At 67.3% G+C, this 23,943-nt stretch carries 23 protein-coding genes; 17 read left to right on the forward strand and 6 right to left on the reverse strand.

Annotated elements, in window-relative coordinates; genetic code table 11:
* Positions 1–93: 93 nt before the first annotated feature.
* Positions 94–984, forward strand: a complete 891-nt coding sequence (locus FBZ87_RS05075) for a LysR family transcriptional regulator (protein WP_145609276.1) — start codon at positions 94–96, stop codon at positions 982–984.
* Between the two features lie 23 nt (positions 985–1,007).
* Here FBZ87_RS05075 and FBZ87_RS05080 read toward each other — a convergent pair whose 3' ends face one another.
* Complete coding sequence (locus FBZ87_RS05080) at positions 1,008–1,592, reverse strand: hypothetical protein (RefSeq protein WP_145609277.1); 585 nt, start codon at positions 1,590–1,592, stop codon at positions 1,008–1,010.
* A 257-nt stretch (positions 1,593–1,849) separates the two neighbouring features.
* Here FBZ87_RS05080 and rpsB point away from each other — a divergent pair, with 257 nt between their 5' ends.
* The 15 genes from rpsB (at position 1,850) to lpxB (ending at position 17,158) form a co-directional block, all read left to right on the forward strand.
* Entirely contained in the window at positions 1,850–2,629 is a 780-nt protein-coding gene (rpsB, locus tag FBZ87_RS05085) for a 30S ribosomal protein S2 (RefSeq protein WP_040843524.1), read from the forward strand.
* A 283-nt stretch (positions 2,630–2,912) separates the two neighbouring features.
* Positions 2,913–3,830: a translation elongation factor Ts gene (tsf, locus tag FBZ87_RS05090; RefSeq protein ID WP_145609278.1), complete on the forward strand. Its 918-nt coding sequence runs from the start codon at positions 2,913–2,915 to the stop codon at positions 3,828–3,830.
* A 383-nt stretch (positions 3,831–4,213) separates the two neighbouring features.
* On the forward strand, positions 4,214–4,936 hold the full coding sequence (gene pyrH, locus FBZ87_RS05095; protein WP_277907494.1) for a UMP kinase: 723 nt from the start codon (positions 4,214–4,216) through the stop codon (positions 4,934–4,936).
* Positions 4,937–4,938: 2 nt separating this feature from the next.
* Positions 4,939–5,496: a ribosome recycling factor gene (frr, locus tag FBZ87_RS05100; RefSeq protein WP_246134293.1), complete on the forward strand. Its 558-nt coding sequence runs from the start codon at positions 4,939–4,941 to the stop codon at positions 5,494–5,496.
* 62 nt (positions 5,497–5,558) lie between these two features.
* On the forward strand, positions 5,559–6,296 hold the full coding sequence (locus FBZ87_RS05105; RefSeq protein ID WP_145609280.1) for an isoprenyl transferase: 738 nt from the start codon (positions 5,559–5,561) through the stop codon (positions 6,294–6,296).
* Positions 6,283–7,176 (forward strand): phosphatidate cytidylyltransferase, encoded by an 894-nt coding sequence (locus FBZ87_RS05110; RefSeq protein WP_246134242.1) that lies wholly within the window; start codon positions 6,283–6,285, stop codon positions 7,174–7,176. The genes FBZ87_RS05105 and FBZ87_RS05110 overlap by 14 nt, the downstream gene beginning before the upstream one ends.
* On the forward strand, positions 7,167–8,396 hold the full coding sequence (locus FBZ87_RS05115) for a 1-deoxy-D-xylulose-5-phosphate reductoisomerase (RefSeq protein WP_145609281.1): 1,230 nt from the start codon (positions 7,167–7,169) through the stop codon (positions 8,394–8,396). Before FBZ87_RS05110 ends, FBZ87_RS05115 begins: the two co-directional genes overlap by 10 nt.
* 209 nt (positions 8,397–8,605) lie before the next feature.
* Positions 8,606–9,748, forward strand: a complete 1,143-nt coding sequence (rseP, locus tag FBZ87_RS05120; RefSeq protein WP_145609282.1) for an RIP metalloprotease RseP — start codon at positions 8,606–8,608, stop codon at positions 9,746–9,748.
* A gap of 13 nt (positions 9,749–9,761) precedes the next feature.
* A complete protein-coding gene (gene bamA, locus FBZ87_RS05125) occupies positions 9,762–12,092 on the forward strand; it encodes an outer membrane protein assembly factor BamA (RefSeq protein WP_145609283.1) in 2,331 nt (776 codons plus the stop codon).
* A 131-nt stretch (positions 12,093–12,223) separates the two neighbouring features.
* Positions 12,224–12,757, forward strand: coding sequence for an OmpH/Skp family outer membrane protein (locus FBZ87_RS05130; protein ID WP_186454587.1), 534 nt, complete (start codon positions 12,224–12,226; stop codon positions 12,755–12,757).
* A gap of 73 nt (positions 12,758–12,830) precedes the next feature.
* Positions 12,831–13,871: a UDP-3-O-(3-hydroxymyristoyl)glucosamine N-acyltransferase gene (lpxD, locus tag FBZ87_RS05135; protein ID WP_145609285.1), complete on the forward strand. Its 1,041-nt coding sequence runs from the start codon at positions 12,831–12,833 to the stop codon at positions 13,869–13,871.
* Entirely contained in the window at positions 13,855–14,337 is a 483-nt protein-coding gene (fabZ, locus tag FBZ87_RS05140; RefSeq protein ID WP_004273206.1) for a 3-hydroxyacyl-ACP dehydratase FabZ, read from the forward strand. Before lpxD ends, fabZ begins: the two co-directional genes overlap by 17 nt.
* A gap of 12 nt (positions 14,338–14,349) precedes the next feature.
* A complete protein-coding gene (lpxA, locus tag FBZ87_RS05145) occupies positions 14,350–15,138 on the forward strand; it encodes an acyl-ACP--UDP-N-acetylglucosamine O-acyltransferase (RefSeq protein WP_145609286.1) in 789 nt (262 codons plus the stop codon).
* The gene (locus FBZ87_RS05150; RefSeq protein ID WP_145609287.1) at positions 15,138–15,968 is read left to right on the forward strand and encodes an LpxI family protein; all 831 of its coding nucleotides are present in this window, start codon (positions 15,138–15,140) and stop codon (positions 15,966–15,968) included. The genes lpxA and FBZ87_RS05150 overlap by 1 nt, the downstream gene beginning before the upstream one ends.
* Positions 15,965–17,158 carry a lipid-A-disaccharide synthase gene (gene lpxB, locus FBZ87_RS05155; RefSeq protein WP_145609288.1) on the forward strand — a complete coding sequence of 398 codons (1,194 nt, stop codon included), beginning with the start codon at positions 15,965–15,967 and terminating at the stop codon, positions 17,156–17,158. The genes FBZ87_RS05150 and lpxB overlap by 4 nt, the downstream gene beginning before the upstream one ends.
* 40 nt (positions 17,159–17,198) lie before the next feature.
* Here the strand turns inward: lpxB and FBZ87_RS05160 are convergent, their stop codons facing one another.
* Positions 17,199–18,119, reverse strand: a complete 921-nt coding sequence (locus FBZ87_RS05160; protein ID WP_145609289.1) for a DMT family transporter — start codon at positions 18,117–18,119, stop codon at positions 17,199–17,201.
* A gap of 115 nt (positions 18,120–18,234) precedes the next feature.
* Here FBZ87_RS05160 and FBZ87_RS05165 point away from each other — a divergent pair, with 115 nt between their 5' ends.
* Positions 18,235–19,653 (forward strand): aminotransferase-like domain-containing protein, encoded by a 1,419-nt coding sequence (locus FBZ87_RS05165; RefSeq protein WP_246134243.1) that lies wholly within the window; start codon positions 18,235–18,237, stop codon positions 19,651–19,653.
* Here FBZ87_RS05165 and FBZ87_RS05170 read toward each other — a convergent pair.
* The 4 genes from FBZ87_RS05170 to gltX form a co-directional block, all read right to left on the reverse strand.
* Positions 19,638–20,345, reverse strand: a complete 708-nt coding sequence (locus tag FBZ87_RS05170; protein ID WP_145609291.1) for a 2-phosphosulfolactate phosphatase — start codon at positions 20,343–20,345, stop codon at positions 19,638–19,640. The two genes, FBZ87_RS05165 and FBZ87_RS05170, sit on opposite strands and share 16 nt — an antisense overlap.
* Before the next feature lie 191 nt (positions 20,346–20,536).
* A complete protein-coding gene (locus tag FBZ87_RS05175; RefSeq protein ID WP_145609292.1) occupies positions 20,537–20,761 on the reverse strand; it encodes a hypothetical protein in 225 nt (74 codons plus the stop codon).
* 19 nt (positions 20,762–20,780) lie between these two features.
* Complete coding sequence (gene gltA / locus FBZ87_RS05180; RefSeq protein WP_145609293.1) at positions 20,781–22,100, reverse strand: citrate synthase; 1,320 nt, start codon at positions 22,098–22,100, stop codon at positions 20,781–20,783.
* Positions 22,101–22,212: 112 nt separating this feature from the next.
* Complete coding sequence (gene gltX, locus FBZ87_RS05185; protein ID WP_145609294.1) at positions 22,213–23,619, reverse strand: glutamate--tRNA ligase; 1,407 nt, start codon at positions 23,617–23,619, stop codon at positions 22,213–22,215.
* Between the last annotated feature and the right edge of the window lie 324 nt (positions 23,620–23,943).

The following is a 23,943-nucleotide window of genomic DNA, read 5'->3' on the forward strand; positions in this document are numbered from 1 at the left end:
ATGTAGGGCTCCCTTGTGTCGGCCATCGGCATATTGGTCGGTAGGCGCGGTCTTCTGATTATTTTCATCGGAAAATCCGATAGAATGGTCTCCATGGATTTGCTGATGGCCATGCGCGTCTATGTTCGGGTGGTGGAGCGGGGCAGCCTGTCGGCCGCCGCCCGCGACTTCGGCATGGGCCAGCCGGCGGTGAGCGAACGCATTGAGCGGCTGGAGGCCCATCTGGGCAGCCGCCTGCTGCTGCGCAGCACCCGCTCGTTGTCCATGACCGATGCCGGCGCCGTCTTCTATGAACGCGCGCGGCAGACCCTGGAGGCGGCGGCCGACGCGGTCGCCGCGGTGGGCCGGGACCAGCCTTTGCGCGGCACCCTGCGCCTGGCGGCACCCCATGGCGTGGGCGAGGTGCTGCTGCCGCCTATCCTGCTGCGCCTGCGCCAGTCGCATCCCGAACTCGACATCGATCTTGTGCTGAATGATCGCGTCGTGGACCCGGTGACGGAGGGGGTGGACCTCTCCCTGCGCTTGGGGGACAGCGGGGAGGGCGGGTTCGTCGCCCGGCCCTTGGGCCATGTCCGCCGCCTGCTGGTGGCCGCGCCCGAATATATAACGCGCCACAGCGCCCCGGCGGGGCCGCAGGACCTGGGCGGTCATGACTTCGTGCGGGTCGGCGGCCTGTTCGCCAACGGCCGGCTGCCCCTGGTGGTCGATGACGGGACCGCCATCGCCGCGCCGATACGGATACGCATGAGCCTCGGCCACTGGCGGCCGGCGCACGCCCTGCTGCTGGGCGGGGCCGGTATCGGTGTGTTGCAGGCGCCGGTGTGCGCGGCGGATGTGGCGGCGGGCCGGTTGGTGCCGCTGCTGCCCGGGTATACGGTGCCGGGCTTCGACCTGCAGGCGCTCTATCCCGTCAGCCGGCAGGTGCCGCCCAAGGTGCGGATGGTGCTGGACCTGCTGCGGCAGGAACTGCCGGCGCTGCTGTGACTCTGTTCAGGGCCTGAGGATTTTCAGGGCCTGAGGATTTCCACCACCCGGGCCACGGGGCGCTCGGCGCCGGGCAGGGTGAGGGCCAGGTGGGCTAGGCGGCCATAGAGCGCCTCGCCTTCCGCCCCGCCCAGCAGGCGGACCAGTGCCGCGTCGGCCGCCAGGGTGAAGAACAGCCGCGGCCGGCTGAGGAAGGGCAGGCCGGCATCGGACAGCAGGGTGCCGAAGGGCGTCTTTTCCGCCAGCGCCTCCGCCGCCACCGGCGGGGGCAGGGCCAGCATGTCGACGCTCAGCAGGCCCAGGGCCAGCGGGCGGCCATCGGCGCGCGCCGCCAGGATGACAAGTCTGCGCAGGCGATCAAGGCCGGGGCCCTGGTCGCGGGTGCGGGCCTGGACATTGACGCTGACCGGGCCGCCGGCGTGACGGGCCAGGGCCGCGGTCATGCCGTCGACATGGTCCAGGCGCGGGCGCACCACGTCCGGCAGGGCGTCGGCGGCGACGGCAGTGATCGCCGGCGGTGCCAGGCCCAGGTCGGCATAGCTGAGGGCCAGCGCGGCGCGGGCCTCCGCCAGGGGGGGCTCAGCAGGAAGGTCGGTGGGGGCGAACATGGGCCGCACCATAGGCGTGGGGGCCCGGCACTGCCAAGCGCCCGGCGCGGGGGACCCCTTTCGTTCCCGCAGGGCGGGCGCCCGCGCTTCGGGGTTGAAATCGCCGGGGCGGCGGAGTATCACACCGGCCATCGTCAATCCCACACGTGGGCTTGCGGGGCGTCCTTATTATCTGGGCGGTCCGCTTCCGGTGTCTCAAGGCCAGGTGGCCGAGGGGCATTGCCCACGGAGGCCAAACCGGAGAAAGGTTCCGTTTCATGGCTATGCCTACCTTTACCATGCGCCAGCTGCTGGAAGCCGGCGTGCATTTCGGTCACCACACCCGTCGCTGGAACCCGAAGATGGCCCCGTACATCTTCGGTGTGCGCAACGGCGTGCACATCATCGACCTGGAGCAGTCGGTGCCCATGCTGCACCGCGCCATGCAGGCCGTGCGTGACGTGGTGGCCGGCGGTGGCCGCGTCCTGTTCGTCGGCACCAAGCGCCAGGCCCAGGAGAAGGTGGCCGAGGCTGCCGGTCGTTGCGGCCAGTACTACGTCAACCACCGCTGGCTCGGCGGCATGTTGACCAACTGGAAGACCATCTCCCAGTCCATTAAGCGCCTGCGCGAGATGGATGAGCTGCTGGGCGGCCAGATCGCCGGCCTGACCAAGAAGGAATTGCTGAACCGCACCCGTGACCGCGACAAGCTGGAGCGGGCGCTGGGCGGCATCAAGGAGATGGGCGGCCTGCCGGACATCCTGGTCATCATCGACACCAACAAGGAGTCGCTGGCCGTTCAGGAAGCCAACAAGCTGGGCATCCCCGTGGTGGCCGTGCTGGACAGCAACAGCAACCCCGACGGCGTGACCTTCCCCATCCCCGGCAACGACGACGCCCTGCGCGCCATCGAGCTGTACTGCGAGCTGATCTCCGGCGCTGTGCTGGATGGCCTGCACGCTGAGATGGCCGCGTCGGGCATCGACGTCGGCGCTTCGGAAGAGGCCCCGGTGGAAGAGATCCCCGCCGAGGAAGCCGAAGTCGCGGCCGAGGCCTAAGGCTTAAGCGAACGGCCGGGCCGGGGCTCCGTTCACGGGGGTCCGGTCCGGCCGGCTTGCTGTCCGGGGGCGGTGCCCTTGGACTGTCCGGGTCCCCGGGGTGCGTCAAACCATCCCGCCCCCGGCCGACCACCGCCCCGCTTCGGGGCGGCTGTCATATGGGTGGCCCCCCGCCGGGGTGGCGACCCCACGAATTTCCGGATGCGGACGGCGACGTCCCTCCGATCCCTGATCAAAATCCCTGCGGACGCCCGTCCGCCCTGACGCGATGAGAGAGGCGAAGATGGCTGAGATTACGGCTGCGCTCGTTAAGGAGCTGCGCGAAAAGACCGGCGCCGGCATGATGGACTGCAAGAAGGCCCTGAACGAGGTCGCCGGCGACATCGAGGGCGCCGTCGACTGGTTGCGCAAGAAGGGTCTGGCCGCCGCCGCCAAGAAGGCCGGCCGCGTCGCCGCCGAGGGCCTGGTCGGTGTCGCCTCCCAGGGCACCGTCGGCGCCGCCGTCGAGATCAACGCCGAGACCGACTTCGTCGCCCGCAACGACCTGTTCCAGGCCCTGGTGTCCGGCGTGACCAAGCTGGCGCTGGCCGATGCCGACGTCGAGTCCCTGAAGGGCCAGGCTTTCGGTAACGGCCGCACCGTCGCGGAAGAGCTGACCCACCTGGTCGCCACCATCGGCGAGAACATGAACCTGCGCCGCGCCGCCCGCCTGTCGGTCACCGACGGCGTCGTCGCCACCTATGTCCACAACGCCCTGACCGGCGGCCTGGGCAAGATCGGCGTGCTGGTGGCCCTGGAGTCGACCGGCGACAAGGCCAAGCTGCAGGAGCTGGGCCGCCAGATCGCCATGCACATCGCCGCCGCCCGTCCGGAAGCCCTGGACATCGCCGACGTCGACACCGCCGCCCTGGACCGTGAGCGCAACGTGCTGGCCGACCAGGCCCGCGCCTCCGGCAAGGCCGAGGACATCATCGCGAAGATGGTGGAAGGCCGCCTGCGCAAGTACTACGAGGAAGTGGTGCTGCTGGAGCAGACCTACGTCATCGACCAGGAGACCAAGATCCGCAAGGTCGTCGAGAATGCCGCCAAGGACGTGGGCGCCCCGGTGAAGCTGACCGGCTTCGTGCGCTTCGTGCTGGGCGACGGCATCGAAAAGGAAGAGAGCGATTTCGCGGCCGAAGTGGCCTCGATGGCGCGCTGATCCCACAGCCGACTTGAGTTGAGTATGACCGGCGCGTCCAGTGATGGGCGCGCCGGTTTCTTGGGTGCTCCCACCATGGCGGCGCCCCCCGGCCATCCCCGGCACCATTTCTGTGTCAGCCCCGGATGGCGATTTTCCTGACAATTCCAGGTGAGTAGAGTGGCCGCCGGCGTGATCGTCCGCGCCGCTCTTTCGTGTGCCTCGGACCCGGCGTCATTTTGACGGCACAATTCGGGGCTCTGTTGTGCTGCCCTCCCGCAACGCCAGACTTGGCGGCGGGGGCAAGTTTGCAGTAGAGCTAACCCGGATCTGACCCCGGACACTCGTGGCTTCCCAACCCGGCTTGCCGCCGGGCCCACCAACTGGCGAGAGGACCTGACCCCGTGGCTGCCCGATACAAACGCGTGCTATTGAAAATCTCGGGCGAGGCGCTGATGGGGGACCGTGAATTCGGTCTCGACCAGAAGGTCGTCAACCGCGTCGCCAACGAGGTGAAGACCGTCGTCCAGATGGGTGTCGAGGTTTGCCTGGTCATCGGCGGCGGCAACATTTTCCGTGGCGTCTCGGGCGCCGCGTCGGGCATGGAACGCGCCACGGCCGACAACATGGGCATGCTGGCCACCGTCATGAACGCCTTGGCCATGCAGAGCGCGCTGGAGCGCATCGACGTGCCCACCCGCGTGCAGTCCGCCATCCCCATGGCCAGCGTGTGTGAGCCCTTCATCCGCCGCCGCGCCGTGCGCCACATGGAAAAGGGCAGGGTGGTGATTTTCGCCGCCGGCACCGGCAACCCCTTCTTCACCACCGACACGGCCGCGGCATTGCGCGCCTCGGAAATGGGCTGCGAGGCCCTGCTGAAGGGCACCAAGGTGGATGGCGTCTACACCGCCGATCCCAAGAAGGATCCCACGGCCGAGCGCCTGAGTTCCCTGAGCTACCTACACGTGCTGTCCAACGACCTGCAGGTCATGGACGCGACGGCGATTTCGCTGGCGCGTGAGAACAACATTCCTATTCTCGTCTTTTCCATCCATCAGGAAGGCGGTTTCGCCGAAGTCATGGATGGAAGGGGTCATTTCACGATCATTACGGAAGAAGAGGCTTGAACGTGGCCGCCCCCGATATCGATGGCATCAGCCGGCGCATGGATGGCGCCGTTGACAACCTGCGCAAGGAATTTGCCGGCCTGCGCACCGGCCGCGCGTCGGCCAACCTGCTGGATCCGGTGCAGGTGGAGGCCTACGGCTCCAGCATGCCCCTGAACCAGGTCGCCACCGTCAGCGTGCCTGAGCCCCGGCTGATCACCGTGCAGGTGTGGGACCGCAGCATGGTGAAGGCCACCGAGAAGGCCATCCGCGAGGCCGGCCTGGGCCTGAACCCGCAGACCGACGGCAACACCATCCGCGTGCCGATCCCGGACCTGAACCAGGAACGCCGCCAGGAACTGGTGAAGGTGGCCAACAAGTATGCCGAGCAGGCCCGCGTCGCCGTGCGCAATGTGCGCCGCGACGGCATGGACCACCTGAAGAAGCTGCAGAAGGACGGTGACCTGTCCGAGGACGAGCACAAGACGTGGTCGGACAAGGTGCAGGCCCTGACCGACGCGCACATCAAGAAGATCGATGAGGCGTTCGCAGCCAAGGAAAAGGACATCACCCAGATCTGAGGTGGCGTCCCAGGTTCGCTTTCATTTCTACCCGTCCCGGTTCCTGTTTCTTCGAGAGTCCCATGTCCGGTGCCGCAGTGCCCCTGAACGTCCGCCCGCCCGCCCATATCGCCATCATCATGGATGGCAATGGGCGCTGGGCGACGCGCCGGGGCCTGCCCCGCACCGCCGGCCACAAAAAGGGTGTGGAGGCGGTGCGGCGTGTGCTGGAGGCGGCGCGGGAACTGGGCGTGTCCTACCTCACCCTGTTCAGCTTCTCGTCCGAGAACTGGAGCCGGCCCGAGGGCGAGGTCAGCGAACTGATGCACCTGCTGCGGTTCTACCTGCGGGGGGAGATCGCCACCCTGCACAAGAACGGCGTGCGGCTGCGCATCATCGGCGACCGGTCGCGCCTGGCGCCCGACATCGTCACGCTGATCCAGAACGCCGAGGCCCTGACGGCCAACAACACCGGCCTGACGTTGGTGATGGCGCTCAGCTACGGCTCGCGCCAGGAAATCGCCAACGCCGCCCGCCATTTGGCGGAAGAGGTGAAGGCCGGGCGCATGGCGGCCGACCAGGTGACGGTGGAAAGCCTGGGCGCCTCGCTCTATACCCAGGACATCCCCGATCCGGACCTGGTGATCCGCACCAGCGGGGAAAAGCGCATCAGCAATTTCCTGCTGTGGCAGATGGCCTATGCGGAGCTGGTGTTCGTGGAAACGCTGTGGCCGGATTTCGGTCGCCAGGAATTGGATGACGCCATCCAGGAATTCCATCGGCGCGACCGCCGGTATGGGGCAACGGTTGGAACGCGCTGAAGGGCTGTTGGCCAAGCTGCCGGGTGATCTGAAGACCCGTATCTTCTCCGCTTTGGTCCTGGGGCCCCCGGTCCTGGTGGCCGTGTGGCTGGGCGGCATCGTCTTCCAGCTGGTGCTGGTGGCGGTCGCCGTCATCGCCGGTCTGGAATGGCTGCGCCTGGTGGTGCCGGGGCGCCAGCCCTGGGCCACGACCATGGGGCTGATGACCATCCTGGTCACCCTCAGTGGCGAGTTCGTGGCCGGGCCGCTGTACGGCCTGGTTCTGCTGGCGGCGCAGACAGCGCTGCTGTGGTGGGCCGCCGCTGGCGGTCATCCGCGCGTGCCGGAGGCGGAGGGCGCGGGGGCCAACGAGGGGGGGGAGGCCGGCCGGCTGCCGGCGCCCATCCTGTTCGCGCTGATCGTGCCTTACGTCGGCGGCGGCTGTCTGGCTCTGGACTGGATCCGCAACCGGGCGGGCCCTGACGCCCCCTGGCTGTTTCTGTTCCTGCTGCTGGCCATCTGGGCCACCGACATCGGCGCCTATGCCGCCGGCCGCACCATCGGGGGCCCCAAGCTGGCGCCACGCATCAGTCCGAAGAAGACCTGGGCGGGCCTTTTGGGCGGCATGGCGGCCGCGGCTTTGGTAGGGTTGGCCCTGTCGCCGCTGGCCACCGTGTCCTCGCCCGGCGCCGGCGCCCTGGTGGCGGCCGTCATCGCGGTGGTGGGCCAGGCAGGCGACCTGTTCGAATCGTATATGAAGCGCCGGTGCGACGTGAAGGACAGCGGCTCGCTGATCCCCGGGCATGGCGGATTGTTGGATCGCATTGATGGGCTGGTCATGGCGGCGCCGGTGTTCGCGCTGTTCCACGCCCTGATTGGGGAGAATGGGTCATGGTGGTGAGTTCCCTGCAGGCCGTTGCGGCGCCCAAGAGGGGGGCAGCGGAGGCGGCGGCCGCCGCCGTTCCCGCCGCGCGCACGGTGACCATCCTGGGCTCCACCGGCTCGGTGGGCTGCAACACGGTCGAGCTGGTCGCGGCCGATCCGGAGAAGTACCAGGTCGAGGCGCTGGTCGCCCGCAAGAACGTGGACCTGCTGGCCCGCCAGGCCAAGGAGCTGCGCGCCAAGGCCGCCGTGGTGGCGGATGAGGCCCACTACGCGGCCTTGAAGGACGCGCTCTCCGGCACCGGCATCGAGGTCGCCGCCGGCGCCCAGGCGGTGGTGGAAGCCGCCGCGCGGCCTGCGGACTGGGTCATGGCCGCCATCGTCGGCGCCGCCGGCATGGAGCCGACGCTGGCCGCCGCCCGCCGCGGCGCCACCGTGGCCTTCGCCAATAAGGAGGTGCTGGTCTGCGCCGGCTCGCTGATGATGGCCGAGGTGAAGCGCCATGGCGCCACCCTGCTGCCGGTGGACAGCGAGCACAGCGCCATCTTCCAGGTCTTCGACTCCGAGCGGGTGGAGGGCGTGAGCCGCCTGATCCTGACCGCCTCGGGCGGCCCCTTCCGCAACAAGACGCGCGAGGACATGGCCCGTGCCACGGTGAAGGAGGCGGTGGCCCACCCCACCTGGGACATGGGCGCCAAGATCTCGGTCGACAGCGCCACCATGATGAACAAGGGGCTGGAGGTCATCGAGGCCCACCATCTGTTCGGCATGCCCGAGGATAAGATCGACGTGCTGGTCCACCCGCAGTCGGTGGTGCACAGCCTGGTGGAATATGTCGATGGTTCCGTCCTGGCGCAGCTGGGCACGCCGGACATGCGCACGCCCATCGCCGTGGCCCTGGGCTGGCCGCGCCGCATCGCCACCCCGGGTGATCGCCTGGATCTGGTGACCGCCGGCCATCTGGAGTTCTACGCGCCCGATCCGGAGAAGTTCCCGGCGCTGCGCCTGGCGCGCGAGGCCATGCGGGCCGGCGGCTGCGCCGCCTGTGTCATGAACGCCGCCAATGAGGTGGCCGTGGCCGCTTTCCTGGATGGCCGCATCGGCTTCCTGGATATCGAGCGTATTGTCGAGCACGCGATGACGACGGTGCCGCATTCCCGCCTTAATTCACTGGACGATGTGCGCGAAGTCGATACCGTTGCGCGGCGGGTTGCGGCTGAAGCGATTCAGGCGCGATAGGAAACGGGGGTCCCGGCCGTTCAAGGATGACCGGGGCCTGCCGGCCAGGTTGCGAAGCCGCTGCCGGTGACGTTTTGTTCACCAACGCGGCGCACCATCGCGACCAGGCAAACAGGCCCTCTTCTCATGCGTGTCCCAGTTTTTCGCGCCGTAAGGCGGGTTGAGGCGGGGAAGCCCTGAAGGAGGGGGTGTTATTGGAGTTTGGGACGATGCATCAGATCGTGAACTACGCCAGCACCTATGGGGGCACCTTCCTGGTGGTCTTGACCGTCCTCGTGTTCGTGCACGAGTTCGGCCATTACTACATCGCGCGCCGCAACGGCGTGCGGGTGGATGTGTTCTCCATCGGCTTCGGTCCGGAAATCTGGGGTTTCAACGACCGCGCCGGCACGCGCTGGAAGTTCAGCCTGATCCCGCTGGGCGGCTACGTGAAGATGTTCGGTGACGCCGATGCCGCCAGCCGGCCCGGCGCCGAGACCCGCTCCATGACGCCGGAAGAGCGCGCGGTATCCTTCCACTACAAGCGGGTGGGCCAGCGCGCCGCCATCGTGGTGGCGGGCCCCATGGCCAATTTCCTGTTCGCCATCGTGGCCCTGTCGCTGCTGTTTATGTTCTACGGCCAGCCCTACACGCCCGCCGTGCTGCAACAGGTGGAGCCCGACAGCGCCGCCGCGGTGGCCGGCCTGCAGGCGGGCGACCGCGTGCTGGAACTGGGCGGCCACAAGATCGAGCGGTTCGAGGATCTGCAGCAGATCATCGCCCTCAATCCGGATGTGACGCTGGATGTGAAGGTGCAGCGCGGCGACGCGCAGATGGATCTGCGCGTCACGCCGCGCGCCGTGGAATCGGAAGACCGCTTCGGCAACAAGAGCCGCATCGGCCGCCTGGGCGTCATCCGCGGGCAGGACGAATACCACCGCCGCGACCCGCTGAACGCCGTGTGGGCGGCGTGCAAGGCGACCTGGGCCCTGATCACCGGCACGCTGGACGCCGTGGGTCAAATGATCGCGGGCAGCCATGGCACCGAGGATCTGGGCGGGCCGCTGCGCATCGTGCAGATGTCCGGGCAGATGGCGCAGTTGGGCTTGGTCCAGGTCATCTGGTTCATGACCGTGCTGTCGGTGAACCTGGGCCTGATCAATCTCTTCCCCGTCCCCATGCTGGACGGCGGGCATCTTATGTACTATGGCCTGGAAGCTTTGCGGGGCCGTCCCCTGGGCGAGCGCGCTCAGGAATATGGTTTCCGGATCGGCCTGGCTTTGGTACTTAGTCTCATGATTTTCGCCACTTGGAACGATCTGATCCACTTTGGCGTGGGCAGCTTCGTTAAGTCTCTGATTTCCAAAGTTTGACCGGGGGAAATAATTGGGTTCGGTTTCGAGAGTAGCGGCGCTGTGCCTGGCTATCGCCGGCACCACCGCAACGTCAGCTGTCGCTCTTTCGTCCGGTGCCTGGGCTCAGGAGATCCTGTCCGGTGGCGTCATCAAGGACATCCGCGTCGAAGGCACCCAGCGTATCGAGCAGGCCACGGTCCGCTCTTACCTGGTCGTGTCGCAGGGTGATGCCTTCAATCCGGACAAGATCGATGAATCGCTGAAGGCCCTGTTCGCCACCGGCTTGTTCGCCGACGTGACCCTGCGCCGCGACGGCGACACCCTGGTGGTGGCCGTGGTCGAGAACCCGATCATCAACCGCGTGGTCTTCGAAGGGAACAAGCGCGTCAAGACCGAGGACCTGCAGTCCGAAGTCCAGCTGCGCTCGCGCCTGGTGTTCACCCGGTCCCGCGTGCAGCAGGACGTGCAGCGCATGCTGGACGTCTACCGCCGTAACGGCCGTTTCGCCGCGCGCATCGAACCCAAGATCGTCCAGCTGGAACAGAACCGCGTCGACCTCGTGTTCGAGATCGACGAAGGCCCGCTGACCGGCGTGCAGCTGATCAGCTTCATCAACAACAACATCTATGACGACAGCGAACTGCGTGACGTCATGGTGACCAAGGAATCGCGTTGGTGGCGCTTCCTGTCCAGCGACGACACCTACGATCCCGATCGTCTGGCCTATGACAAGGAACAGATCCGCCGCTTCTACTTCCGCAACGGCTACCCCGATTTCCGAGTGATGTCGTCGGTCGCGGAACTGACGCCGTCGCGCGACAAGTTCTTCATCACCATGGCTCTGGACGAGGGTAAGCGCTACAAGTTCGGCAAGATCGAACTGACCAGCGCCATCAAGGACATCGATCTGGCCCCCCTGCGGGAGGTGATCGAGACCAAGGAAGGCGACTGGTTCAACGCCGACAAGATCGAAAGCACGATCAACAAGCTGCAGGACAAGCTGGGCGACCAGCAGTACGCGTTCGTGCAGGTGGATCCCAATGAGGAACGCCACGCCGACACGCAGACCGTCGACCTGCACTTCGAGATCAACCCCAGCCCGCGCGTGTTCGTCGAGCGCATCGACATTAACGGCAACCTCATCACCCTGGACAAGGTGGTGCGGCGCGAGCTGCTGCTGGCCGAAGGCGACCCCTTCAACGCCTCCAAGGTCAAGCGCTCCGAGCAGCGCGTGAAGGATCTGGGCTTCTTCGACGAGGTCAAGATCAAGCCGAGCGAAGGCAGCACGCCCGACCAGGCGGTGCTGACCGTCGACCTCAGCGAGCAGTCCACCGGCGAAATCCAGGTGGGCCTGGGTTACTCCACCACCGAAGGCGCGCTGATCGATTTCTCGATCCGCCAGCGCAACTTCCTGGGTACGGGCCAAGACATCCGTTTCTCGACGATGTGGTCCTATTACTCCAAGGAATTCACCATCTCCTACACCGATCCCTATTTCATGAACCGGGATCTGGCGATGGGCGTGGACCTGTTCCGCACGGACCGCAACGCCAACACGACGGAAGAGTCCTACAGCTACGACATGTCCAGTACGGGCTTCGACATCCGTGCCGGCTTCCCCATCTCCGACCGCTTGCGCGAACTGGTGACCTACACGCTGTCCCACACCCGGATCAGCGACATCACCTATGAAACCACGCGCTTTGTGCAGGAGCAGGTGGGCGCGACGACCACCTCGTCCGTCCAGTCGGCCCTGACGTTCGATGCCCGTGACAGCCGCCTGAAGCCGACCTCCGGCTACTATTTCACCGTCACCAACCAGGTGGCGGGCCTGGGTGGCAGCGTGCACTTCCTGCGCAACCGTCTGACCTCGGGCATCTACTTCCCGCTGTTCAGCAATGTCGTGCTGAAGGTCGAAGGTGAAATCGGCTACATCCTGGGCTTGGGCGGCGAATTCGTGCGCATTCAGGACCGCTTCTTCTTGGGTGGCGATACCCTGCGCGGCTTCCAGGTGGCCGGCGTCGGCCCCCGCGCCTTCAGCAGCAACGGCGGCAACGACGCCCTGGGCGGCAAGCGGCTGGTGCGCGGCACATCGGAAGTCACCTTCCCGCTGGGCCTGCCGGAGGAACTGGGCGTGGACTTCCACGTCTTCACCGATATCGGTGCCCTGGACCAGAGCGGTGAGTCGCCGTTGCCGGGTGACGATTTCCATGACGAGTTCGCGTTCCGCGCCTCCTCGGGCGTGGGCGTGTCGTGGAAGTCGCCGTTCGGCCCCATCCGCATCGACCTGGCCTATCCGTGGATGAAGAAGAGCTACGACCGCATTCAGCAGTTCCGCTTCAGCTTCGGTTCGCAGTTCTAAGAACGAAGGGACGGGACAAGATGGCGTTCGCACGCCGCACCACACCCCCGGCCGTTTGCCTTTCCCATGCGAGGGCCGCCTTGGCGGCCCTCGTTCTTGGTTTTGGGGGCTTGGCGCCCTTGGAGGCCGCCTTGGCGGCAGCCCCGGCCAAGGCGGCGGCCAAGCCCGTGGCTAGCGACAGCCAGCAGAAGCCGGTGACGAACATCGCCGTGGTCGACGTGCAGTTCCTGCTGGAAAAGTGCTCCGCCATGCAGAGTATGAAGCGACAGGACAGCGAGCAGACGCAGAAGTTCCAGGCGGAGCAGTCGCAGCAGGAACAGTTCCTGCGGCAGGCGGAAAAGGAACTGGCCAGCCAGCGGACCAAGCTGGGGCAGGAGGACTTCGACGCCAAGCGCAAGGATTTCGAACAGCAGGTGGCAGAGGTGCAGCGGCGCCTGCAGGAACGCAAGCGCCAGTTGGACAACGCCTTCGCCGCCGCCAGCGCCCAACTGCGCGACAACATGGTGCGCGTGGTGGGCGAGGTGGCGCGCGAGAACGGCTTCACGCTGGTCATTCCGCGCTCCAACATCATCTACATGGCGGACGACGCGCTGGACATCACCAACACCGTGTTGTCACGTTTGAACGCCACGTTGCCGCAGATCACGGTCAACGTTCCGAACTGACCGGCACCCGGGCGCCCTCTCGACGGGATGGCGCGTCCGGGCGCGGTCGCTGCCGTTGAAAGGTGCCGTTCCCATGGCCGATCCCCGTTTCTTCAACCGGGCCGGGCCCTATACCCTTGCCGAGCTGGCGCGGCGCTCCGGCGCCGAGGTGGCGCCGGGCAGCGACCCGGACCTGATGCTGAATGACGTCGCCGCGTTGGATACCGCGGAGCCGGGCCAGCTGAGCTTCCTGGACAACAAGAAATACGTGGCCGCCTTCAGCGCCACGCGGGCGGGCGCGGTGGTGGTGCATCCGGCGCTCGCGCCCAAGGCGCCGGCGGGCGTGGCGCTGCTGTTGTCGCGCAACCCTTACAAGGCCTACGCCTTGTGCGCCCAGGCCTTCTATCCGGCGACCGCCCCGTCAGGGACGATCAGCGTCGGCGCCCATGTCGATCCCAGCGCCGAGGTGGGTGAGGGGACGGACATCGCGGCGGGCGCGGTGGTGGAGGCGGGGGCCGTCATCGGCGCCCGCTGCCGCATTGGCCCCAACGCCACCATCGGCGTGAACGTGCGGCTGGGGGACGACACCGTCATCGGCGCCAATGCCTCGCTGACCCACTGCATCCTGGGGTCTCGGGTCACGATATATCCCGGCGCCCGCATCGGCCAGGACGGCTTCGGCTTCGCCATGGACCTGGCCGGCCACGTGCGCGTGCCCCAGATGGGCCGGGTGCTGATCGAGGATGACGTGGAAATCGGTGCCAACGCCACGGTGGACCGGGGGGCCGGGCCCGACACGGTCATTGGACGGGGCTGTATGATTGATAATTTGGTGCAAATCGGGCACAACGTGCACCTCGGTGCCGGCTGCGTCATCGTGGCCCAGGCGGGGATATCGGGCAGCACCAAGCTGGATCATCATGTCGTGCTGGCGGCACAGGCCGGCGTGACGGGGCATTTGAAGATCGGCGCCGGCGCGCAGATCGCGGCACAAAGCGGTGTCATGCGGGACGTGGGGCCGGGGGAAAAGGTCGGCGGTTCGCCGGCCGTGCCCATGCGGCAATGGTTGCGCCAGGTAGCGGCGCTGGGCCGCCTGGTGCGGGGTAGGAATGAAGGTGATGGACGTGACGACTGAAGAGCAGAAGGTTCCTGGCAAGGTACCCGATTTGGACATCCTGCGGATCATGCAGATGATCCCGCACCGCTATCCTATGCTGTTGATCGACAAGATCGTCGACATCATCACGGGTGAGAGCTGCACGGGCATCAAGAACGTCACGATCAACGAGCCGTTCTTCACCGGCCACTTCCCGCAGAAGCCCGTCATGCCGGGCGTCATGATCGTGGAGGCCATGGCCCAGACCTCGGCCGTGCTGGTCATGCACACGCTGGGTGAGTCGGCGGAAGGCAAGCTGGTCTACTTCATGTCCATCGAAGAGGCAAAGTTCCGCCGCCCGGTGGTGCCGGGCGACCGCGTCGAGATCAAGGTCCAGAAGATCCAGAACCGCCGCAACGTGTGGAAGTTCAAGGGTGAGGCCTGGGTGGATGGCCAGCTGTGCGCCGAGGCCACCTACGCCGCCATGATCGTGATGGACAGCTAGGCCTTATCCGTGATGAGCGAGACCGTGATCCACCCGACCGCCGTGGTCGATGCCGGCGCCCAGATCGGCGCCGGGGTCAAGATCGGCCCCTACTGCGTGGTCGGTGCCCACGTCACGCTGGGGGACGGCGTCGATCTGAAAAGCCATGTGGTGGTGGAAGGCCGCACCCAAGTGGGCGCCGGCACCGTCATGTATCCCTTCGCCTCCATCGGTCACGCCCCCCAGGACCTGAAGTTCAAGGGGGAGCCGGCGGAGCTGATCATCGGCCGCAACAACCGGATCCGTGAGCATGTGACCATGCACATCGGCACCGAAGGCGGCGGCATGGTCACCCGCGTGGGCGATGGCTGCCTGTTCATGGCCTCGTCCCACGTGGCGCACGACTGCATCGTGGGCGACAACGTCATCCTGGCCAACAACGCCACCCTGGGCGGCCATGTCGAGGTGGGGGACAACGCCATCCTGGGGGGGCTCTCGGCCGTGCACCAGTGGGTGCGCATCGGCGCCCACGCTATGATCGGCGGCATGTCGGGCGTGGAAAGCGACGTCATTCCCTATGGCTTGGTGAAGGGCGATCGCGCCTTCCTGGCGGGGCTGAACCTGGTGGGGCTGACCCGCCGCGGCTTCACCCGCGAGGATGTTAACGCCCTGCGTACCGCCTTTGATGGCATCTTCGGCCATGAAGGCACGCTGGCCGACCGCATGGCGGCGGTGGAAAGCGCGCACCCCACGCCCGTGGTCGGGGAAGTGCTGGCCTTTATCCGCGGCCGTGGCGGCCGCGCCCTGTGCCAGCCGCGCTGATGCCGGACACCCCCGTAAAACTGGGGATCCTGGCGGGGGGCGGCGACCTGCCCAGCCGGCTGGTCGACACCTGCCGCGCCCTGGGGCGCCCGGTTTTCGTCGTGGCCCTCGACGGCCAAGGCGCCACCGTGCCCCCTGACGTGCCCCAGGCGACCTTCCGCATCGGCGCCGCCGGCGCCATCCTGGACCGGCTGCGCGCCGAAGGCGTGGGGGAGATCGTGCTGGCCGGCCGCGTGCGCCGGCCCAGCCTGGCCGAAATGCGGCCGGACTGGTTCGCCGCCAAGTTCTTCGCCCGCATCGGCGCCAAGGCGTTAGGCGATGACGGCATCCTGCGCGCCCTGGTGGCGACGCTGGAGGAGGAGGGGTTCGCCGTCGTGGCCGTGCAAACCCTGGTGCAGGGGCTGCTGAGCCCCGCCGGCCCCATGGGCGCCCTGGCGCCTGACGCCGCTGCCGAGGCCGACATCCACCACGGCGTGGCCGTGGCCCGCACCCTGGGCCTGCTGGACGTGGGCCAGGCGGTGGTGGTGCAGCAGGGCTTGGTGCTGGGGGTTGAGGCCATCGAGGGCACCGACGCCCTGATCGAACGCTGCGGCGGGCTGCGCCGCGAGGGGCCTGGCCCCATCCTGATCAAAATGCGCAAACCCCAGCAGGACATCCGCCTGGATCTGCCCACCATCGGCGTTACAACGGTGCAGAAGGCGGCGGCCCATGGCTTCCGCGGCATCGCGGTGGAGGCTGGCGGCACCCTGACCTTGGGCACTGAACAGGTGGCCCAGGCGGCGGATGCCGCCGGCCTGTTTGTCACCGGTATCGTTACGGAGGCGGTATGAACGAGGATGTGCCTTTGGTCTTCCTCGTCGCGGGGGAACCGTCGGGCGACGTGCTGGGCGGCCGGCTCATGCTGGCCCTGAAGCAGGAAACATTTGGCGCCATCCGCTTCGCCGGCATCGGCGGGGAGCGCATGAAGGCGCAAGGCCTGAAAAGCCTGTTCCCTATGGAGGAATTGGCCCTGTTCGGCCTGGCGGAACTGCTGCCCAAGCTGCCCAGCCTGCTGCGGCGTATGAAGCAGACGGAACAGGCCATCCTGGACATGAAGCCGGCGGCGGTGGTGACCATCGACGCGCCGGACTTCTGCTTCCGCGTGGCGCGCCGGGTCAAGAAGGCCAACCCGGACATTCCCCTGATCCATTACGTGGCGCCCACCGTCTGGGCCTGGCGTCCGGGGCGCGCCGCCAAGATCGCCAAGTTTCTGGACCATCTGCTGGCGCTGCTGCCGTTCGAACCCCCCTATTTCGAGAAGGCTGGCCTGGACTGCAGCTTCGTGGGCCACCCCATCGTGGAGAGCGGCGCCGACGCCGGCGACGCCGACCGCTTTCGCGCCAAGCACGACCTGGAATCCGACACCCGGATCGTCACCATCCTCCCGGGCAGCCGCCGCAGCGAGGTGACCAAGCTGCTGCCTGATTTCAAGGGCGCGCTGGATATCCTGGCGCCGCGCCTGCCGCGCGTGGTGGCGGCCGTGCCCACGGTGCCGGCCACCAGGGCCCTGGTGGAGGAGGCGGTGAAAAGCTGGCCGCTGCCCGCCGTGGTGGTGGAGGGCGACCAGGACAAGTACGACGCCTTCGCCGCCAGCGAGGCCGCCCTGGCCGCGTCCGGCACGGTGGCGCTGGAACTGGCGCTGGCCCGGCTGCCCGCCGTCATCGCCTATCGCATCCACCCGCTGACCTATCGGCTTTATCGCGGCCTGATCAAGGTGCGCTTCGTCAACTTGGTCAACATCATGCTGAACCGCATGCTGGTGCCGGAGTTGCTGCAGGAGGAATGCCGGCCGTCGCGCCTGGCGGAGACCTTGGGCCGCCTGCTGGACGATCCCGCCGCCCGCCAGGAACAGATCGAGGGCGTGGCCGAAGTGGCTGCCTGGCTGGGCCAAGGTGATACGCCGCCCAGCCGCCGCGCGGCTGAGGTTGTCATGCGGGTGATCCACACCCGCGCGCGCGAGGCGGAGCAGACAGGGCTCTGACGCACCATCGCCAGCATGAGCCAAGCTCATGCCAGTATGCTTAACCCCTCCGGGCGGCGCGCCGGGCGCCGGCCACGCACAGCACCACGACCAAGGCCGTGCCCAGAATGGCCGGACCCACGGGTTCGCCCAGCAGCAGGGCCGCCAGGCCGAAGCTGCAAAAGGGCTGCAGCAGCTGAATCTGTCCCACCGCCGCCGTGCCGCCCAGGCCCAGGCCGTGATACCAGAAGAAAAAGCCGATCAGCATGCTGAACAGGGTGACATAGCCCAGCGCCACCCAAGCGCTCGCCGGTACGGACTGCCAGTCGGCGGGGAAGGTGGCCCAGGCTAACGGCGCCATGAGGGGCAGGGACAGCACCAGCGCCCAGCAGATGACGGGCCAGCCGCCCAGGTGGCGCGACAGCCGGGCCCCTTCCGCATAGGCCAGGCCGCAGACGATCACGGCCAGGATCATGAGCCCGTCGCCGGGCGCCAGGTGAAAGCCGCCGGCCAGGATGGCGGGCGCCAAGGCATAGGCCGCGATGGCCGCCGCACCCGCACAAGAGAACAGCCAGAAGGCCGCCCGGGGCCGGTCGCCGCCGCGCAGCGCGCCGAAGACGGCGGTGGAGATGGGCAACAGGCCGCTGAAGACGACGGCGTGCGTGCTGGGCATCCAGTGCAGGGCCAGGGCCGACAGCAGGGGGAAGCCAATGACGGCGCCCCCGGCCACCACCGCCAAGCCAGGCAGGTCGCGCGCCGAGGGCCGCCGGGGACGCAGCGCAGCCAGCAGGCTTGCGGCGACGATGCCGGCCAGGGCCGCCCGCGCCAAGCTGAGGAAATTGGCGTCCAGCCCGGCCAAGCCGATCTTCGTGACCGGCAGGCTGCCGCTGAAGATGATGACGCCGATCAGGCCGTAGACGAAGCCTGCGGCCGGCTGCCGCGTTGCCGTTGTAAGGGGCGTGGGGACGGTGGTGTCCGTCATGGCGGGGCATCCTGGTTGGTGACGATGCCGATGCTGCCTTCCGCCGGGGCTGGCCACAAGGTATGGTGCAGTACGGTTCAACCAAACTGTACTGATCCAAATGGCGATACAGTCGATGGAAACCTCTGCCGGCATGACCTTGGTGGAGACGGTCATGGCCGAGATCCATGCCCGGGTGGATGGTCGGCTGCTGGCGGCCGGTGCCCGGGCGCCTTCCATTCGCGTGCTGGCGGAGCGGCTGGGCGTGTCCAAGTCCACGGTGGTGGAAGCATACGATCGCCTGGTGGCGGAGGGCGTGCTGCTGGCGCGCCCAGGCTCCGGCTTTTACGTCGCCAAGCGAGCGGTGCCGTTGGCGCTCATGGGCACGGCGCTCGCCGGGGCGGAGCCGCCACCGGACCGGGCGGTGGACCCCCTGTGGCTGATGCGCCAGGCCCTCGAGCCGGGCGAGGGCGTGCTGAAGCCTGGGTGCGGGTGGCTGCCGGCCGATTGGATGCCGGAACAGGCCATTCGTCGCGCCTTCCGTGCCCTGGCGCGGGCGCCATCGGCAGCCCTCTTGGACTACGACAACCCCCTGGGCTATCCGGCCCTGCGCCGCCATCTGGCCGACCGTTTCACGGCTCGCGGCATCGCAGCGGCGCCGGAGCAAATACTGCTGACCGACAGCGGCAGCCAGGCCATCGACCTGGTGTGCCGCTACCTGCTGGAACCGGGCGACGTCGTGCTGCTGGATGACCCCTGCTACTACAACTTCAAGACCGTGGTGGCGGCCCACCGTGCCCGCGCCGTGCCGGTGCCCTACACCCCCACCGGGCCGGATCTGGCGGTCTTCGCCCAGGCGGCGGCGACCCATCGGCCGCGCCTCTACATCACCAACGCCGCCCTGCACAATCCCACCGGGGCCAGCCTGACTGCACCGGTGGCGCACAAGCTGCTGACCCTGGCGGCGGCCCACGACATCCTGATCGTCGAGGATGACATCTTCAGCGATTTCGAGGCGGAGCCGTCGCCCCGGCTGGCCGCCTTCGATGGGCTGGAGCGGGTGATCCACATCGGCAGCTTTTCCAAGACGCTGTCGGCAGCGGTACGCTGCGGCTATGTCGTGGCGCGGGATGACTGGATCCAAGGCATCGCCGACGTGAAGCTGGCCACGGCGTTCGGCAACGCCACCACCAATCCACGCATCATCCACCAGCTGCTGACCGACGGCAGCTATCGCCGGCATATGGAGGGTGTACGCGCGCGTCTGGCCGGCGCCATGGGACGTACGGTTCGCCAGCTGGAGGCCTTGGGGCTCAAGCCCTGGGTTGAGCCACGGGGTGGCATGTTCCTGTGGGCGGCCCTGCCGCCGGGCGTGTCGTCGGTGGCGTTGGCCCGCGCGGCGCTGGAGCGCGGGGTGGTGCTGGCGCCCGGTGACGTCTTCAGCCTGACCAATACCGCCGACGGCTTCCTGCGTTTCAACGTCGCCCAGTGCGACAGCCCCCGCATCTTCGAGGTGTTGGCCCAGGCGATGGAGGGGGCCTATGCCGCCCGATAGACGCCGTCGCACAAGACCGGCGCCGTGGCGCTGACGTCCACCTCAACGGCAAGGTCCACATCATCGGCGTAGCCCCAGCCGGCCAGTTCCCGGCCCGACCGGCCACCCCGGATGATGTCGGCTAGGTCCGGCCCAGCCGCCCTGTAGGCATCGCGCGCCACCCGGGCCTCCGCGGAGGTCGACAGGTTCAGCGCAGCAATGATGGCGCCGGCGCCCAGCAGGTCCTCCACCGCCGGCCGCAGGCTGCCGTCCGGCCAGCGTTCACCCGCCGGGATGATGGCGATGTCGCCGCCCTCGGCCATCATGTGGGCGTGTCGTGCGACGGCTGCGGCATTGCGCAGACAGCCCGCCAGCACCTTCGCTGTGTCGCCTGCCAGGGAAAGCCGGGAGCCATTGGGCGACGGCAGCATGAGTCGGGTACCGGACGTGATGGTGGTGAGGGAGTGGGGCGACAGGCTGAGTTGGCCGCCGGCGTTGCGCGGGGCCGCCAGCACGGCGCCCGCCTCATCAGCGGCGGTTTGGGCCGCCACCGTGTCGCCATAGGGAAAGGGCAGGATGGCCGCGCCGCGGCTGGTTGCGATATCGACGGCCGTGGAAAAGGACAGGATATCGACGATGACCAGCACCGCCACCCGATCCCGCAAGGCCTCCACGCCGGCCAAGCCCCATTCGCTGTGTACGGTTTGGCTCATGATTGTACCTTCGACGTACGCTCCGGCCATCGGCGCGACAGATTTTGTTGCGGGGGGCTTCGATTGCATGCGCTGATGGCAACGCCAGCAGTGCATGACGATAAACGTGGGTCGGCACGATATGAAGAAAAAGGCCGTCCAGTTACCCGGACGGCCTTTCCAGAAGCAGGGAAGATGTTTGCCATTGTCCCTCAGTGCAGCAGGGACACCACGGTGGCTGCGATGCCCAGGCCCACGCCCAGGGTGGCGAAGGTTATCCATGCCAGCCGCTTCAACCGCCGGCCTGGGGGCACGGGGTTGTCATTGGCCGGCAAGTGGCCCTCCAGAGAACGAGCGGGCAGGATGCGGGCGCGGGGGTGGGACCGGCTGCCGCCTGCCCCGTTATCGCCATTGCTGGGATGAACCCGCTCCGCCATCGTCCCGTCCGCCTATGCCTTAGCGCTGCTCGACCGGGACATAATCCCGCGTCGTGGCACCGGTGTACAGCTGGCGCGGACGACCGATCTTCTGCGAGGTGTCGGCGATCATTTCCTGCCACTGGGCGATCCAGCCCACGGTGCGGGCCAGGGCGAACAGCACGGTGAACATGCTGGTGGGGAAGCCGATGGCCTTCAGAATGATGCCCGAGTAGAAGTCGACGTTCGGGTACAGCTTCTTCTCGATGAAGTACGGGTCTTCCAGGGCGATGCGCTCCAGCTCCACCGCAATGTCCAGCAGGGGGTCGTCCTTGATGCCCAGTTCGGCCAGGACTTCCTTGCAGGTCTGCTGCATGACCTTGGCGCGCGGGTCGTAGTTCTTGTAGACCCGGTGGCCGAAGCCCATCAGGCGGAAGCTGTCGTTCTTGTCCTTGGCGCGGGCGATGAACTCGGGGATCCGGTCCTTGTGGCCGATTTCGCCCAGCATCTTCAGCACCGCCTCGTTGGCGCCGCCGTGGGCGGGGCCCCACAGGCAGGCGATGCCGGCGGCGATGCAGGCGAAGGGGTTGGCGCCGGAGGAACCGGACAGACGCACCGTGGAGGTGGAGGCGTTCTGCTCGTGGTCGGCGTGCAGGATGAAGATCTTGTCCATCGCCTTGGCGATGACCGGGTTGATCTTGTACGGCTCGCACGGGACGCCGAAGGTCATGTTGAGGAAGTTCTCAGCATAGCCCAGGTCGTTGCGCGGATACACGAAGGGCTGGCCGATCGAGTACTTGTAGGCCATGGCGGCCAGGGTCGGCATCTTCGCGATCAGGCGGTGCGAGGCCACCATGCGCTGGCGCGGATCCTCGATGTCGGTGCTGTCGTGGTAGAAGGCGGACAGGGCGCCGACCACGCCGCACATGACGGCCATCGGGTGGGCGTCGCGACGGAAGCCGCGGAAGAACTGCGACAGCTGCTCATGCACCATGGTGTGATAGGTGATGGAGCGCTCGAACTCGCTCTTCTCCTTGGCGTTCGGCAGCTCACCGTGCAGCATCAGGTAGCAGACTTCCATGAAGTCGCTCTTCTCGGCCAGCTGCTCGATGGGGTAGCCGCGGTGCAGCAGGACGCCCTTGTCGCCGTCGATGAAGGTGATCTTGGACTCGCAGCTGCCGGTCGAGGTGAAGCCCGGGTCGTACGTGAAGTACCCGGTGTCGCCGTAGAGCTTGCGGATATCGATCACGTCAGGGCCGGTCGTGCCGTGCATGACGGGGAATTCGTAAGACTTACCGGTTTGGTTGTCGGTGAGGGTGACCGTTTTCTTTCCGGCCGCCGGTGTCGTCGTATCGCTCATTTCGGCACGTCCTTGTTTATACGGAGCGGGGCCCTCTGCCCCTTATTGGTCTTTATGACGCGGTGCGGAGTGTAGTGTTCCGCACCGCCGAAGGCAATGACGCCAGGAGGGCTCACGCACCCCCTGCGACATCACTGATACGGGCCAGGGTTTCAGCCTGGCCCAGCACTTCCGCCACCTCGAAGATCGGTGGCGAGACCGTGGAACCGGAGAGTGCAGCGCGCAATGGCTGGGCCAGTTTGCCCAGCTTAAGGCCCGTCTCCTCGGCGTACGCGCGTACGACCCCCTCAAGGGTCGCCGCGGTCCAGTCGGGGGCCTCCGCGAAGCGGGTGGCGATCACCGCCAGCTGGGCGCGCGCGTCTTCTGTCAGAAGTTGGGAAGCCTTGTCGTCCAGCGGAAGGGGGCGCGCCGTGATATAAAACTGTGCGGCCGCCGCAAGTTCCACCAGGGTCTTGGCCCGGGCCTTCAGGCCCGGCATGGCGCGGCGCAGCAGGTCGCGGTCAGCGTCGCTCAATTCACGCCCCAGGGCTGTGACCAATCGGGGGCCGATCAGATCCACCAGCCGGCCGTCGTCCGCCAGCCGGATGTAATGGCCGTTCAGATTGTCCAGCTTGGCGTAATCCATGCGCGACGGGGACCGTCCGATGCCTTCCAGGTTGAACCAGGAAATGGCGTCCTCGGTGCTGATGATCTCATCATCGCCGTGGCTCCAGCCCAGGCGCAGCAGGTAGTTGCGCAGCGCTTCCGGCAGGTAGCCCAGGTCACGGTAGGCCTCGGCCCCCAAGGCGCCGTGGCGCTTGCTGAGCTTGGCGCCGTCGGGGCCGTGGATCAGGGGAATGTGGGCGAAGTCGGGCGGCGTCCAGCCCATGGCCTGATAGATCTGCAGCTGGCGGAAGGTGTTGGTCAGGTGGTCGTCGCCGCGGATCACCTGGGTGACCCCCATGTCCTGGTCGTCCACCACCACCGACAGCATGTAGGTCGGCGTGCCGTCGGCGCGCAGCAGCACCATGTCGTCCAGCTGGCTGTTCTGCACCCGCACCTCGCCCTGCACCTTGTCCTGCAGAACGGTTTCACCCTCGCGCGGGGCCTTCAGGCGGATGACGGGGGCCACACCGGCCGGCGCCTCCGACGGGTCGCGGTCGCGCCAGCGGCCGTCATAGCGCATGGGCAGCCCGGCGGCTTTCTGCTGCTCCCGCATCTCTTCCAGCTCTTCCGGTGAGCAGTAGCAATAATACGCATGGCCCTGGGCCAGCATGGTACGCGCCACCTCGGCATGGCGCTCGCGCCGCTCGAACTGGCTGACGGCGTCGCCGTCCCAGGTCAGTCCCAGCCAGCTCAGGCCGTCGATGATCGCGTCCACTGCCGCCTGGGTCGACCGCGCCCGGTCCGTATCTTCGATGCGCAGCAGGAAGGTGCCGCCATGGTGACGGGCGTACAGCCAGTTGAACAGGGCGGTACGAGCACCGCCGATGTGCAGGTAGCCAGTGGGGGACGGGGCGAAGCGGGTGACGACACTCATGGGAAACGCACTCTCCGGCATGCGGGCGGGTGGCGCACCGTCGGGGCGTCTGGAGAGGTCGCTTTGGGAGGGACGCATCCAGAGGTTGACGGCGCCACGCGAATATCGAGATAGCTGGTGATCAGGTCCGGCGGCAGAATAACCGCCAGGGGCGCATCACCAGGATGCGGAAGCCGCTGAGATAGCACACCCGGAACGAAGATGCACCCTGAGGCAGACCCCGCTGGAGAGGACTGGGACCGTGAGGCCCCGTACTTGTCGAATGGGTCCTATTTGGCTACTGGGCGGAGCGAATTTGGCGCCGACCCACCTCCTTCAGATGTG

This window comes from Nitrospirillum amazonense, from assembly GCF_007828035.1.
In the GTDB taxonomy this organism is placed as follows: domain Bacteria; phylum Pseudomonadota; class Alphaproteobacteria; order Azospirillales; family Azospirillaceae; genus Nitrospirillum; species Nitrospirillum amazonense.